Origin of the sequence: Shewanella sp. Scap07, from assembly GCF_013394145.1 — a bacterium.
GTDB classification, from domain to species: Bacteria; Pseudomonadota; Gammaproteobacteria; order Enterobacterales; family Shewanellaceae; genus Shewanella; species Shewanella waksmanii.
The window spans coordinates 2,527,444-2,542,308 of the sequence record NZ_CP041329.1 but is presented as its reverse complement, the minus strand read 5'-3'; the positions used below and the strand labels follow the sequence as shown (position 1 = coordinate 2,542,308).

Sequence of the window (14,865 nt, the reverse complement as noted above, 5' to 3'; positions counted from 1 at the left end):
GAGACTCAAAATCAGGGCGCGTAGTATAGCGTATTAATTGTTAGCAAAGAAGTAACTAAATTAACTCTCTTCGAGAGGTGAACGATAGCCTTCGGGTTTAATTGCTAATAAATCACAGTTAATACTGTCGATGACATGCTCGGCGGTGTTACCAATCAATGCCGCTGAAAATCCAGTACGGCCAACGGTGCCTAATATGACTAGTTCAGCGTCTAGATGTGCTGCCACCTCAGGAATTACATCCTCTGGTAGTCCTTCTTTGACGTGACAAAAATCAGCTTGGATACCATAGCTATTTGCAAGGTAAGTGACTCGTTGTTCGTGCTGCATACGAATAGTCTCACTATAGGTATGTGCATCAAAATCCGGTAATTCAATAGCCAAATTGACGGGTGTGCCTGGGTAACCATTAACGAGGTGCACTTGTGCATCAAACTTTTTGGCTAAATCCAGTGCGTGATTGATAATGATGCCATTTAGTGCTTGATGATCATCATCTTCACTAGCAACGTTAACCGCACACAAGATTTTCCCTTGCACTGGCCAATCATGTTCTTTGACTAATAAGACAGGTACTGGCGCTTTGCGCATTAAATGCCAGTCAGTGGGGGTAAAGATGACAGATTTAAGTTTGTCGTGCTCGTGTGTACCTTTAACGATAAGATCATACTGACCTTCAATAGCATGCAAAATAATGCTTTCGTAAGGGCGGTTATGCCAAATCACTTCACTTTCAATATCAACACCGTTTTGTTGATAGTCCGATAATACTTCTTGTAGCCATGCTTGACGCTGTGCGATCACACCTTGACGCATTGCTTCGCGTTCTTGACCGGAAAGAATCGAGGTCATCTCATAGGAGAAGTCGAAAATGGATAAAAATACGGTGATTTTAGCGTTATTTTTTGAGGCTAATTCAACGGCACGTGCAATGGCCGACTGCTTATCATTAGTTGGATCTACTACCACAAGGATCTTTTGATAGTCCTTCATAGCTTACTCCTTTAAGTGATGCGATAACTTAATAATGAGCCAATCGGGGCAAATTGCTTTGTGTTAGATCAAATTTGCCCTGACAAACTAGGTTACCGACCTATCTTATTGTTTCCTGATAATTTAGACAAGGACTCAAAGTCAACGATAGTGATATATTTACCTTTAACCTCAATCAGTTCCGCTTTTTGAAAGCGGCCTAATAAGCGACTGATAGTTTCAACGGTAAGACCTAAATAATTACCAATATCGCCACGTGTCATGGTTAATCTAAATTCTTTAGGTGAAAAGCCTCGATTACCGAATCGTGTTGCCAAGTTACTGATAAACGCAGCTAGGCGCTCTTCGGCGTTCTTTTTGCTGAGTAACAAAATCATCTCTTGGTCAGATTGAATTTCATTGCTCATTAGGCGCATGATTTGCTGTCTAAGCTTTGGCATAGTGCCAGATAAGTCATCTAAAGTAGTGTAGGGGATTTCACACACCATAGAGGTCTCTAACGCTTGTGCAAAACTCTGATGCATTTGAGAATGGATGCCATCAAACCCTATTACATCACCAGCTAAATGAAATCCTGTGATCTGTTCATCACCTTGCTCGGTAATGGTATAGCTTTTGATTGTTCCAGAACGTATTGCGTAGAGAGATTTGAGAGGGTCACCGGATTTGAATATTTGCTCACCTTTTTGAATAGGTTTTTTGCGTTCGATAATATCATCAAGCTGATCTAGCTCGTTGGTATTCAACGTGAATGGAATACACAATGTTCCCATACTGCAGTCATGACAATGAATGGCGCATCCGGGTGAAGCCGAACGACGACTTTTAATGGTGTCTGTCATAATCTCTCTCAAATTTCACAATTACCCATATGTTAACTTAATTTAATAATATGGGCTAGTTTAGCTGGCCAAAACCTATGTACAAAGTATGGCAACCAAACGCTACTAATGCACTACCGCTGAGCCATTTTACCCATTTTGAGCGCACCCATCTGTTTAACATATCTGCGGCTAAGCCTGCACTAAGCAGGGCCGGTAAGGTTCCTAAACCAAAACACAGCATAATAGCCGCGCCATGTAGCGCAGAGTTGCTTGCCACTGCCCAAGTTAGCGTACTATAAACCAATCCACAGGGTAACCATCCCCAAATAATACCGGCTACACCTGCTTGTATTGGCGATTGAATGGGTAATAACCTTTGCGCAATAGGTGATAAAAAACGCCAAATCCATTGACCTAAACGTTCAATTTGTACAACACCAGACCATACTTGGGCGATATAAAGCCCGGTTATGATCATCATCACACCTGCAATGAACCTCAGTACCAGCAGATAAACATCGATATCGAACAACAAGCCGAGTAGGCTGGCTGAGCCGCCAACAAGCGCACCGGCTACGCCATAACTACTAATTCGGCCGATGTTATAAGCGAGTAGGAACCTAAGTCTATGGGCGAGTACGTTTCCTTGGCTCACCTTGGGGAGTTGTTGAGAAAATGCTCCCACTATTCCACCACACATGCCCATGCAGTGTCCCGCGCCCATTAGACCGACAATAAAAGCCGCTGTGTAGCTGTACTCGTTCAACTCGATTTCTTGCCGTTGTCTTTGTGTTTGTCTTGGGTGCTAGGTTTGATGTCGTCATCGAATAGTATCGACACACTTTGTCTGTCTAAGTCATCAAATTGCTCTGATTTTACTGCCCAGAAGAATATTCCCACCGCGATCAACACGAACAGCATAGCAATAGGGATCAAAACATAAATGATGCTCATAATTTTACCTTAAGTAATCTAAGACTATTGGCAACGACAATAAGTGAGCTCGCTGACATACCGATGGCTGCAATATAGGGGACAACATGACCAGTCACCGCTAACGGGATAATAAACAGATTATATCCTAACGCCCACCACAAATTCTGCTTAATGATCTGTTGAGTTAATTTGGCAATCTTAATCGCATCGGCAAAGCGTGCCAGTTGATTACTTAACAGGACAAGATCGGCACTGTTTTTAGTGACATGGGCGCCGCTGCCCATCGCGATAGACAAATTAGCCCCCGCGAGCACTGGCGCGTCATTAATCCCATCACCAAACATTGCCGTTGGCGATGTTTGATCGTATTGCTGAATCAAGGCTAGCTTGGCGGCAGGTGTCATATTCTTGTGCACGTCGGAGATATTCAGCGCTTGGGCCACTTGATTAACATGAGCGGAGCTGTCTCCACTGGCGATACTCGTGCTAATGCCTTGTTGGCGCAGCTCATTAACGGCTTTAAGTGCATCTTCTCTGAGTTGGTCAACTACCACAAAATGCGCCAGTAGACCGCTATCATTAGCTAAATAAACAGTTTGTTTATCCTTGACTTGATTTGTTTGCTCAACATTACAAAATGCGGCACTGCCCAGTGTGTACTGCAAACCATTTACTTTGCCGCTGATGCCAAGTCCAGGTAAATTTTTAGCTTCGGTTACCTTCAACTTACTGCTGTCACCGTTGAACGCCGCAGCCAATGGATGAAGCGATTGTGACTCAAGAGCGGTGGCAATATTAAGGGCTTCAATGTCGGTTAAAGACTGGTAGGACTGCATCGACTCAATGGTCAAGGCTCCGCAAGTCAATGTCCCGGTTTTATCAAACACCACTTGTTTGATTGCTGGCAGCTTTTCGAACACCCCAGGCTTTTTAGCAACAATCCCTAGGCGAGTAAACAAGCCTGTAGCACAGGTCACTGCCGTTGGCGTGGCTAAGGCGAGGGCACAGGGGCATGTCGCGACCAAGACTGATAATGTCACCCAAAACGCATCTTCTGGCCAATAGATACGCCAGATAAGGTAAGTTAACGCTGCAATGACTAAAATTGTCCAGGTGAAATAATTCGAAATGGTATCGATATACTCAGCGACTTTGGGCTTGTTATTGGCCGCTTCTTCTTGCATACGCATAATTTCGCTAACCAGCTGATCTTGGCCAACGGCTGTCACTGTGAAAGTGAGTGGATGATCGAGGTTAATGGTGCCAGCATAGACTTCGCTGGTCAGGCTCTTTATTACTGGGGTTTGTTCGCCAGTTAACATGGCTTCGTTTACGCCGGTCTCACCCTCTATAACGATTCCATCAGCGGGTATGGCATCACCAGGTTTAACCAGAACATGCATCCCTACTTTGAGTTGTTTGGCGGGAATTTCAGTAACAACACCACTGTCATCCACCATGTTGGCGGTTACTGGCACCAATTTGTGTAAGTTATTGGCGCTCATTGCTGCTTTTTGGCGTGCGTTTTGCTCTAGGTAGCGGCCGAGTAATAAAAAGAAGGTAAACATGGATACCGACTCAAAATACACCTCTCCGGTACCTTGAACCGTTGCGATACAACTGGCTATGTATGCGCCACATATTGCAATTGAGACTGAGACATCCATGTTTAAACGTCCAGCAAGCATGCCTCTAATGGCACTAAAATAGAATGGCTGCGCGGAATAAAACACCACTGGCGCAGCAAAAATCATACTTACCCAACGAAAATAGTCGCGATACTCAACTTCCAAGTCGGTAAAATATTCAGAGTAGAGGGCCAAGGCAAACATCATGACTTGCATAGTCGCAAAGCCGGCGAGTCCGAGTCTTAGCAAAAACTTGCGGCTGTTTTCTTTACTTTGCTTTTCTTGTTCATCGACTTGATAAGGGGAGGCTTGGTAGCCAATGGCGCTAATTTGACTGAGTATGGCGCTGAGGTTTATCTGGCTATTATCCCATTTGATTTGCGCCCGTTCAGTTGTACTGTTGACCTTTATGCTGGCCACACCTTCAACATGTTTAAGCTTGTGTTCTATCAACCAAGCACAGGCGGCACAAGTGATGCCATCTATCGTTAAGGATGTTGATGAGAGTTGGTCCTGTTGATGGACAAAGTCTTGTTGCACTTCTGGTAAGTCAAAAGCGCTGTAATGATTCAGCTCTTCTGGCACAAGGGCAGTTTGTTTACTGCCTGGCTCTGTACGATATTTGTAATAGTTTGTCAGACCGGAATCAATAATAGCCTGGGAAACTGCCTGACAGCCTGGGCAGCACATCAACTGTGCTTGGTTATCGATTAGCGTCGTAAATTGAGAGCCAGTGGTTACCGGCTCTGCGCAATGGAAACAGCTCGGATTACTCATAAAACGGTTAGTTTAACCAATACTGACTGTCGTCACGGATCTCTAATCGTTTCTGTATGCGCCACGACTTATCAAAACCTTCAATGCGAACATCCCAGGCGCCGGTTAAGGGTTGCTCTAGCGCGATTTGGTACTGTTGATTACCATCGGCGGTAACCACTTGATTAAAGTCTCTCTCTTTAATCGTAGGATGAAAAAATTGTACGGTTAACGCGGCGAGATAAGCTTCTCCGCCATGTTGAGTCAAGGTTAACTTGTTATCATCAACTAGCAATTCATATTGCATACCAAGCTGTTTAGCTTGTTTGATTGCACGCAAATCCATATTAATTCTTTTGCCATCTTTATAGTAATCTTCAGAGACTAACGAATCACGATTTTCAATCGCAAGATAGAGCAAATTAAAACTAGCAACAACAGCAATTAGTGGCAGTACGATGAGAAACCAAGGCCAGAATTGTTTATACCAGGGTTGAGGTTGATTCATTAACAATACCTATAGGATGAAGTAGCGCTATTTTACATGTAAAAGTGTGAGATGACACCTAAAAAAAAGGCCCCGATACGATCGAGGCCTCTTTGTTAACTAGATGTAACTACTTGTTTGACAAGCTATAAACGTACGCAGAGATAACATGAACCTTCTCTTCGCCTAGCATGTCTTTCCAAGCTGGCATTACGCCGCTACGACCTTGCATTAGCGTGTGTTCAATTGCGCCGCGGCTGCCACCGTATAACCAAATGTTGTTGGTTAGGTTAGGGGCGCCCATCATCTTGTTACCAGTACCGTCCATACCATGACATGCGAAACAACCTTTCATGAATGAACCTTGGCCTTGAGCGGCTAGGGCTTCATCGTGGTCGCGGCCAGATAACTTAAGTACATACTCAGTTAGGCCTTTGATTTCACTGTCTTCAATCGGTAAACCACCTTTTGGCGGCATCATACCGTGACGACCATTCATGATTGAGGCTTTGATGGTTTCTAGCTCACCACCATATAACCAGTCACCGTCTGTAAGGTTAGGGAAGCCTGTGCTACCACGGGCATCACTGCCATGGCATTGCGCACAGTTTTGTAGGAATAAACGTCCGCCTACTTTTAATGCTTCTTCATTGTTGACCAACTCTTCAAGCGGTGTTTCAGCATAGGCTTTGAAGATAGGACCGAATTTTTCATCGGCGCTCTTTACTTCTTGGTCATACTGCACCCAGCGGCCTTCTTTAGCAGCAGTTTCTACCGCTAATTTAGACTCTTCAAGGTTACGGATACTTTGGTTAGAACTTGTCCAACCTAGTAAACCTTGGAAGTTACCTAAACCAGGGTAAAGCGCTAAGTAAACCACACCGAAGACGATAGTTACGTAGAACATATAACTCCACCACTTTGGTAGCGGGTTATTGATCTCTTCAATACCATCAAAGCTATGACCCATAGACTTGCCTTCTTCAACACCTGTGGTGTTTTTAGAGACAAGTTTTAAAAGGATGAAACATCCTGCAATTACCACTAAGGTCAAAATGGTAATCCATAAACTCCAGAAGCTACTCATTACTTATGTTCTCCTGAGTCCTTGTTTTTGCTCTGTTCATCAGAGAAAACAAGGTTAGCGGCTTCGTCAAATTGATCTTTACGACGAGCGCTATAAGCCCACGCAAAAATACCGACAAACGTCACCATAACAACAATGGTAATAATCCCTTGTACTGTGCCGTAATCCATATTTATGCCTCCAATTATTTTAGTGCGTGACCTAGCGACTGCAGGTAAGCGATAAGCGCTTGCATTTCGGTTTTACCCTCAACTGCTTTTTGTGCGCCTTCTAACTCTTCCTGCGTATAAAGGTTGTTGCCTTTATATTCACCAGGGTGCATGTTGTTGAGTACAGTCATTTTCTTCTGAGTGTACTTACCATCTAAGGTATTCTCAGCTAGCCAAGGGAAACCTGGCATGTTTGACTGTGGTACAACGGCACGAGGATCGATTAAGTGCACTTCATGCCACTTATCGCTATAGCGACCACCCACACGGGCGAGATCCGGACCAGTACGCTTAGAACCCCACTGGAATGGATGATCCCACACTGATTCACCAGCTACAGAGTAGTGTCCGTAACGCTCTGTTTCAGCGCGTAGTGGACGAATCATCTGGCTGTGACAGTTGTAGCAACCTTCACGGATATAGATGTCTCTACCTTCAAGCTCTAAGGCTGTATAAGGACGTAAACCATCTACAGGTTCAGTGGTGTCTTTTTGGAAGAGTAGGGGGGTGATCTGTACCAGACCACCAACACTGATGGCTAATACAGTGAAAATACCCAATAGACCGATATTCTTCTCGACTATTTCATGATTGAATTTCATCTCATCTACCCCTTATGCTTCAGCTGGTGCTGGCAGTGATTCTTTTGGTGCTTTAACTGTCTTGATGACGTTGTATGCCATTAACAACATACCAGTCACGAAGAACACACCACCCAAGAATCGAACAAAGTAGAATGGGTAAGAGGCTTCAATACTCTCAACGAAACTATAAGTAAGTGTTCCGTCCGAGTTTACTGCACGCCACATTAGACCCTGCATAACACCACTGATCCACATTGATACGATATAAAGAACCGTACCGATCGTAGCCAGCCAGAAATGCACATTGACTAGATTGTTGCTATACATACGGCCATGACCATAAATAGCTGGGATAAGGTGATATAGAGAACCAATTGAAACCATCGCTACCCAACCTAGCGCACCAGAGTGAACGTGTCCTACTGTCCAGTCAGTGTAATGAGAAAGGGCGTTCACGGTTTTAATTGCCATCATTGGGCCTTCAAATGTCGACATACCATAGAACGACAAAGACACAACAAGGAAACGTAAAACAGGGTCGGTTCTTAGCTTATGCCAAGCGCCTGAAAGGGTCATAATACCGTTAATCATACCACCCCAAGATGGGGCAAATAAGATCAATGACATCACCATACCTAACGACTGAGTCCAGTCAGGTAGCGCGGTGTAGTGCAGGTGATGTGGACCAGCCCAGATGTATAGGGCAATCAATGCCCAGAAGTGGACAATAGACAAACGGTAAGAATAAACAGGACGACCCGCTTGCTTAGGTACAAAGTAGTACATCATACCGAGGAAACCAGCTGTCAACAGGAAGCCTACCGCGTTATGGCCGTACCACCACTGTACCATCGCATCGACGGCACCAGCATATAAGGAATAAGATTTCCAAAGGCTGATAGGGACAGACATTGAGTTAACAATGTGAAGCACCGCTACGGTAATAATGAAGGCACCAAAGAACCAGTTCGCCACATAAATATGTGAGGTAGTTCGCTTAATAATGGTACCGAAGAAGACAACGGCGTACGCTACCCACACAATGGTGATAGCAATATCGATTGGCCATTCAAGTTCAGCATATTCTTTACCGCTGGTGATACCCAATGGCAAGGTCACAACTGCTGACAGAATAATGGCTTGCCAACCCCAGAATGTAAATGCAGCCAACTTGGGCGCAAATAAACGGGTTTGACAGGTGCGTTGAACGATATAGTAGGATGTTGCGAATAGTGCTGATGTTCCGAACGCGAAAATCACGGCGTTAGTGTGCAGAGGTCTTAGACGACTGTACGTAAGCCATGGGGTTTCAAAGTTCAGTTGTGGCCAGATTAACTGAGCCGCGATCAATACACCGACTGTCATACCAATGATGCCCCACAAAACTGTGGTTAAAGCGAATTGGCGAACTACGGTGTAATTGTAATCAGCGCCTTGAGGCTGGGAATGGTTCATCATATTGCTTCCACTGCTTATTACTTATACTTATTGTTTGAGTAAAACTTGGTTTTACCCGGTATGAGGACACCATGAGCTACATTCCCTACGAAACATCGCTAAAAGTGTCAATGTGTCACCCTACATTAACGTAAATTAATCCAGAGCAACGCAATGATACTTGAGCGATATCAAAAAAGATAGGAATTATGCGGTCTCAAATATTGATCCAGATCAAGCTACATATATACAATGTGAACAAATTGCTTCAAAAGGTTGAAAATTGTGCTAATCAGACGTTCTTTAGTAGGTTTTAATGTGATATTTATCACACTTCTTTGTGTTTTGGTTGGCTGTGGGAAGGAAGATCAAACCGCTAAAAAGGTAGTGGAAGTAGATGAGAGTTTGTGCCAGTTTTCTCAAGGGCCATGCCAACAACAAATCGGAGAATTAGCCGTATCTCTTGAACTTACCCCAACCCACGCGCCAAGTGAAAAGCCTATTCATTTGATAGTCCGTACCAACCACATCGTGGATCAAATAGACATGCAGGTAAAAGGAAGAGACATGTTTATGGGGATTATTCCAGTAAATCTGCAGCAACAGGCTAAAGATGTATATCAAGGTGAGTTAATATACGGTTCTTGCAGCAGTAACTATATGGTTTGGCGAGCCCAGGTTAATGTCACCACCCAAGGGCAAACTATGAGTTTCTGGTTTGACTTTTTAGCGGATAATCCACTGTAAAAAAATTATGTTAGTCGTCCGAAAGCGTTTCCTTGACTTTATTAAACACGTCTATGTTGTCGATAAAAAGGTTAAGGAGATCAGGGTCGAAATGTAAACCAGAGCCTTTTTTCATTTCAACCAATACTTCATCAAGTGGCCAAGCGGGCTTATAGCAGCGCGCATGGGTAAGTGCATCAAATACATCGGCTATGGCAACTATTCTCGCGAAAATATGGATCTCATCAGCTTTTAAACCACTAGGGTAGCCAGAACCATCATATTTTTCATGGTGTTGCAGCGCAATAATGCTGGCAGCTTTCAAGATGGGTCGTTCAGAGTTAGCTAAGATTTGATGACCAACAGCAGGGTGCTGACGCATTATCTCCCATTCTTCATCGTTAAGCTTACCGGGTTTGAGCAACACCGAATCTGGCGTGGCGATTTTTCCGATATCATGCATGGGTGAGGCATGTTTAATTAGATCTGCTTGGTGCTCATCTAAACCGTAGAGCAGTGCCAACTGATAACAGTACTCAGCCATACGTTTTACATGGTTAGCTGCTTCTTTAGAACGGCTTTCAACAACATCACCCAAACGTAAAATAAGCTCTGACTGCGTATCTTCAAGCTCTTTGTTTAACAGTAGGTTTTCGAATGCCACCCCGACATTGATAGCAAAAACATCAATTAATTTTTTGTCTAAATCGCCTATGGCTGCAATATTGTCCATGTACAACAAATTGATCCAGCCACTTTTTGCCGGGAAGTAACCAATAAAACAATTGTTCTCATATAAGCAACGTTTTTCTCTTAACGCTTGCTTTAATGCTTTTTCAATATGATCAGGTACCGGTTTTTCATGATGTGCAGCAAACTGACCGGTTCCCGCTAGAATGTGCAGCTCTTCGCTGTCGACATTTTCGCTCATGGCATCAATCGAGTTACACGAAAGCAGAAGGGTTTCATTGCTTAAATTCAATAAGTTGGCTACTTGAAAAAGTAATCCGTCAGCAAAATTATGCAGGGTACGTAGCTCGAACAAGCCGGAAGTAGCCTTGACGACGCGCTCTAAACCCTGACGGTGCTGTATCTGTGCTTGTTTAGCTTGCTCTATCGCCATGATGTCACGGTAAGAGCGCAGCGCTGAGTATACGCTCGTGATAAGTTTTCTTGAATCTAATTCAGCTTTTGCTTTGTAGTCATTAATATCATAGTTAACAATGACATCTTCTTCTGGAGCTTGTCCTGGCTGACCGGTGCGTAAGATTAATCTGATGGACTTGTTGCTAGCGTCTTCACGGATCCATTTAACTAACTCTAAACCTGCATGATCACTTTCCATCACCACATCTACAAAAGCCATAGCGACGTCTTTCTCATCCATCAAAATGGATTTAGCTTCCTCTCCACTGTAAGCATTAATAAACTCCAAAGGGCGGTTATCTAACTTAAAACGTGACAGTGCAAGTTTGGTAACGGTATGTACATCTGGCTCATCATCTACAATTAAAATCCGCCACGCGGGGCCAGCAGCTTCTTCGGCAGCCTTTTTTTTACCTGAAAAGAGGGGGCTTTTCTTGGCCATGTCTATCAGCATCAGTCATCCTCAAATGGTTGAAAAATTCCCTACATACATGAGTGTAGAACAGCTTACGGATTTGACCTGTTTTTTTTGTACTATCGTGCCAATAATTTAAGTAAAGCCTTATGAAAAACTTCAACTTTATTAGTTGTTGATAATAATTCTCATTTAGGTATATTAAGCTTAATCGCTTTCAAATGAACAACGCAATGGCTAATCAAAAACTCAATATTTCGCTTTCTTACGATGTATTAGCAAACTTAATCAGAAGTGGCGGGCTTTGTGCTGCAGATTTTAGGTGCTTGGATCAGCATACCAAACAGCAAGTGTGGCAGATCTGCTTAACGAGTTGTAAACAACGCATACATTGTCAGGAGCAATCTTGCAGAGATTGTGATTTTCATAGTCAAGAGCAACAATATGAACCTGTGAGCGATCTTAATGATTACCCTACATTGGTTAAAATTCTAACAACCAGCAAATAACTGGATGTATATACAGTTTATTTTGGTCTAGCCCATTTATTAACGGCTTATTTTATTGCATGCTAAGCGAACGAATTTAGCGACTGAACATGCTTATGACATCGTTTGCTATGCCGTTATTCGAGAACGCGGCAACCATTTTAACGGGTAATCAGACCGTTAATGATCACATCACTCATATTTCCCTGAATCAAGTAGAAGATGCGGGGCTGATCTATCAATGTAGTTGCGAATTACTTTATTGTCAGAAAGACAATGAGAATAGCTTTAAAAGCTATCGCAGTGAATTAACGACATTTCTAAATTGGTGTTTTAGCGTCGCTAAATTGAGTCCTGCCGCACTTAAACGGCAGCAAATATCACAATATATCGATTATTGCCTTAATCCGCCGATTGAACTAGTCGGCTACTTCAATGTGGCACAATTCATAAAGTTCGATGTCTCCAGTCAGATCCCAAACCCAAAATGGAAGCCTTTTATTGGCAAAAAGCATGATGGTATCGCACTGCCTTATCAACTTAGTGACAACGCGCTAAAAACCAAAGTTGCCATCTTATCGTCCTTTTACAACTATCTAATAAGCGAAGAGGTAAGCGAACGTAACCCAGCACAGGCATGGTTGAATCATTCTAGATTCGCTAGCAAGGCTCGCCATAGCATTAGTAATGATGATAGTAATCAAATGGCATTTACTGAGCTGCAGTGGTCTTACATTATCGCTACTGCAGAGAAACTTGCTGTTCAGGAACCAGAGGCTCATCAGCGAAGCTTGTTTCTGATTAAACTGGTTTATAGTTGTTATTTGCGAGTATCAGATGTAAGCGCCAGAGCAGGGTATAGCCCAATAATGGGTCAGTTTAAACTGAATAAGCATTCAAATATCTGGCAATTTTACCTACCAAAGAGCAAAGGCCAAAAGTCCAGGTACATTTCGGTTTCCAAAGCGCTCTTGCAGGCGCTACAAGATTATCGTCGCTATCTTGGCTTGGATCCTTATCCAAGTCCTACTGATGAAACGCCATTATTCGTTCGCCATCGTCCGGCAGGAAGGGGCAGGGAAGCGGGAACAATTAATGCAAATTTAGGCATACGCCAGATACGCGATATTATCGAATTTGTCATCGAAAATGCAGCTAAAAGTATCGAAAGTGACGGCTTGTATGATGATGCTGTTTTTATGAGGAAGATGTCTGCGCACAGTATTCGACATACTGGAATTACCCACGATATTAATATTAATCAGCGTCCATTATCCCATGTGCAAGCCGATGCAGGGCATGAGAGCATCGATACTACAAGCCAGTATTTACATACTCTAGGTAGCGAAAGAGATGCTAGCGCGGCAAATAAACCATTGGATGTGCTAGCAGGAATTGAATAAAAAAACACACATAACAAGTATGTGTGTTAGCTATAATGCGCTAGCTAGAACATCAATTTGGCAAAGGCTGGTTCCAAAGTTTCAGGCTTTAGTTTAGATTTTTATTATTGCCACTTAGAGACATTTAGGTGTATTTTTGGTGACAAGTCACACAATATATATGACCGGGCATATCTTATGTAAATTGTATGAGTTAATGCCGATAAGTATCATTATCGGCATTAACTTACTAAAACAAATACCGTCATTTATTGTTTATATATGGCACAGAATGGTCAAGTAACTGAGCTGTTAAAGATTTACGAGGTTAACAGTCACAGTGGTTAAAGCTACTGTGATTGACCAACTGTATTTTCTAGTAAACGGCCGTTAGTCTTAATTATTGCTGTAGCTATTATTAAGAGTTAGCACAACACTGTTTAGTACGTTATATGGTGTAGAAAATGGTAAACACTTTCGGCGCAAAGTCACTTATGCGCTTAAGTTAACAACCAATCCCTGCAAAAATGGTGTGCAAGCTTATCCGCTCATTGCTTAGCTTACTAAAAATGAGTAATGAGTTTAGCGGTAACTGCATGTTGGCTATACAATGACTGGTTTTTGTATATGACGTGTTTAACAAATTAGCCTTGGCATAGAAATGTTACTGGTTATCTTTTAGCATCTTTGGGCTGATTTCGTTACTCATTTTTAAGAACTTGGCAAAATCCACGCGTCGCTACGTAAAATCTGCAGTACTAAGCCTAGTAAGAAATAATTTCGCGCACGTAGCGACGCCTATAAAAACAGCAATATTCAATTAAACTTGCTATATGGAATGAATAGCTACCAGGTGTAAGTTAGTGTGGATGCTTTGCCAATGCCAATAGCAATGACTGGAGGCGTAATGATATTGACGTTTGCTGAAGGCCGCTAGAAAAGTTGCTGTTTAAACTCGCTGTTGCCACCAAGGTAAATACTCAGTCTGATACTAACATTGGTACCGCAAGATTCTATACTGCTCAGTGCGGTAATGTTTGAACTAAAGTGATTGTTAAACTCGTGAGTTTAGTATGCACATTAGTTTTGTTTGTCAGCGTGACTGAGTGTTAGTTAGTCATGGTGTGCAATTTTTCGTTAAGCGAAGCGATGTATATTGCTAAGCACCAACTAAGCAGCATAATGGCCAGTAGCGCATTGCTTATTTATAGGCAGACCAGGCTTAGTTTATTGTCACATGATCAGTCACTAAGCTTCTAAAGCAATAATACCCATAATTGCGCACAATGTATAAAAGGGTAAGTTGTTAACTGTTGGTCTTGAAAGTGCTAAAGCCGCTTGACAAGCGGCTTAGGTAGGAATTACAAATAATATTAGATTTGGTAAATGTTTCCATTTGGTTAATTTAAACTTTGCTTAAATCTTCTGGCATTTGCACGTAGCCAAGGCAAGTTATCACACCCTCAAGTGCTTTCTTTGCTTCTGCGTTTTTCTGACGCCAAATCATTGAGTAAATAAGCAAAACACCTAAGTGCATATCTAACGCATCGGCAAATTTAATCAATACGTCATCTTTAGGAAAAGCGCGATTGCAACGCCATGAAGACACCCCGGACTGTGTAAAGCCAAATCTTTTCATTACTTGATAGTCAGATTTCAGGCCGTACGCCTGTTTGATAAGGTCGAGCAGTTCAGATGGTTGCATTTTTTAGTGTCCTTTCTATGTCCTACACAAATTGTAGTTGGTGCACCTAAACCTGTCATTAC

At 42.7% G+C, this 14,865-nt stretch carries 14 protein-coding genes; 2 read left to right on the top strand and 12 right to left on the bottom strand.

Annotation, left to right across the window (positions count from 1 at the left end; genetic code table 11):
- Window positions 1-60: 60 nt before the first annotated feature.
- From uspE to ccoN, 10 genes are all read right to left on the bottom strand, one after another.
- Entirely contained in the window at window positions 61-993 is a 933-nt protein-coding gene (gene uspE / locus FLM48_RS11100) for a universal stress protein UspE (protein WP_179024686.1), read from the bottom strand.
- A 92-nt stretch (window positions 994-1,085) separates the two neighbouring features.
- The gene (gene etrA / locus FLM48_RS11095) at window positions 1,086-1,835 is read right to left on the bottom strand and encodes an electron transport transcriptional regulator EtrA (RefSeq protein ID WP_028772235.1); all 750 of its coding nucleotides are present in this window, start codon (window positions 1,833-1,835) and stop codon (window positions 1,086-1,088) included.
- Window positions 1,836-1,890: 55 nt separating this feature from the next.
- The gene (locus tag FLM48_RS11090) at window positions 1,891-2,583 is read right to left on the bottom strand and encodes a sulfite exporter TauE/SafE family protein (protein ID WP_179024685.1); all 693 of its coding nucleotides are present in this window, start codon (window positions 2,581-2,583) and stop codon (window positions 1,891-1,893) included.
- Window positions 2,580-2,771 (bottom strand): cbb3-type cytochrome oxidase assembly protein CcoS, encoded by a 192-nt coding sequence (gene ccoS, locus FLM48_RS11085; protein WP_037470555.1) that lies wholly within the window; start codon window positions 2,769-2,771, stop codon window positions 2,580-2,582. The genes FLM48_RS11090 and ccoS overlap by 4 nt, the downstream gene beginning before the upstream one ends.
- On the bottom strand, window positions 2,768-5,158 hold the full coding sequence (locus FLM48_RS11080) for a heavy metal translocating P-type ATPase (RefSeq protein WP_179024684.1): 2,391 nt from the start codon (window positions 5,156-5,158) through the stop codon (window positions 2,768-2,770). The genes ccoS and FLM48_RS11080 overlap by 4 nt, the downstream gene beginning before the upstream one ends.
- Window positions 5,159-5,165: 7 nt before the next feature.
- Window positions 5,166-5,645 carry a FixH family protein gene (locus FLM48_RS11075; protein WP_028772232.1) on the bottom strand — a complete coding sequence of 160 codons (480 nt, stop codon included), beginning with the start codon at window positions 5,643-5,645 and terminating at the stop codon, window positions 5,166-5,168.
- A 109-nt stretch (window positions 5,646-5,754) separates the two neighbouring features.
- Entirely contained in the window at window positions 5,755-6,711 is a 957-nt protein-coding gene (gene ccoP / locus FLM48_RS11070; RefSeq protein ID WP_028772231.1) for a cytochrome-c oxidase, cbb3-type subunit III, read from the bottom strand.
- Window positions 6,711-6,881 carry a CcoQ/FixQ family Cbb3-type cytochrome c oxidase assembly chaperone gene (locus FLM48_RS11065; RefSeq protein ID WP_028772230.1) on the bottom strand — a complete coding sequence of 57 codons (171 nt, stop codon included), beginning with the start codon at window positions 6,879-6,881 and terminating at the stop codon, window positions 6,711-6,713. The genes ccoP and FLM48_RS11065 overlap by 1 nt, the downstream gene beginning before the upstream one ends.
- A 14-nt stretch (window positions 6,882-6,895) precedes the next feature.
- Window positions 6,896-7,522, bottom strand: a complete 627-nt coding sequence (gene ccoO, locus FLM48_RS11060) for a cytochrome-c oxidase, cbb3-type subunit II (RefSeq protein ID WP_028772229.1) — start codon at window positions 7,520-7,522, stop codon at window positions 6,896-6,898.
- Window positions 7,523-7,534: 12 nt separating this feature from the next.
- A complete protein-coding gene (gene ccoN, locus FLM48_RS11055) occupies window positions 7,535-8,962 on the bottom strand; it encodes a cytochrome-c oxidase, cbb3-type subunit I (protein WP_028772228.1) in 1,428 nt (475 codons plus the stop codon).
- Window positions 8,963-9,226: 264 nt separating this feature from the next.
- On the opposite strand from ccoN, the gene FLM48_RS11050 reads away from it, so the two are divergent.
- Window positions 9,227-9,688 carry a hypothetical protein gene (locus tag FLM48_RS11050; protein ID WP_218645336.1) on the top strand — a complete coding sequence of 154 codons (462 nt, stop codon included), beginning with the start codon at window positions 9,227-9,229 and terminating at the stop codon, window positions 9,686-9,688.
- A gap of 10 nt (window positions 9,689-9,698) precedes the next feature.
- On the opposite strand, the gene FLM48_RS11045 is transcribed toward FLM48_RS11050, so the two are convergent.
- Window positions 9,699-11,267, bottom strand: a complete 1,569-nt coding sequence (locus tag FLM48_RS11045; RefSeq protein ID WP_179024682.1) for a DUF3369 domain-containing protein — start codon at window positions 11,265-11,267, stop codon at window positions 9,699-9,701.
- A 559-nt stretch (window positions 11,268-11,826) separates the two neighbouring features.
- On the opposite strand from FLM48_RS11045, the gene FLM48_RS11040 reads away from it, so the two are divergent.
- The gene (locus tag FLM48_RS11040) at window positions 11,827-13,119 is read left to right on the top strand and encodes a site-specific integrase (RefSeq protein ID WP_179024681.1); all 1,293 of its coding nucleotides are present in this window, start codon (window positions 11,827-11,829) and stop codon (window positions 13,117-13,119) included.
- Between the two features lie 1,384 nt (window positions 13,120-14,503).
- On the opposite strand, the gene FLM48_RS11035 is transcribed toward FLM48_RS11040, so the two are convergent.
- A complete protein-coding gene (locus FLM48_RS11035; protein WP_179024680.1) occupies window positions 14,504-14,803 on the bottom strand; it encodes a hypothetical protein in 300 nt (99 codons plus the stop codon).
- Window positions 14,804-14,865: the final 62 nt, after the last annotated feature.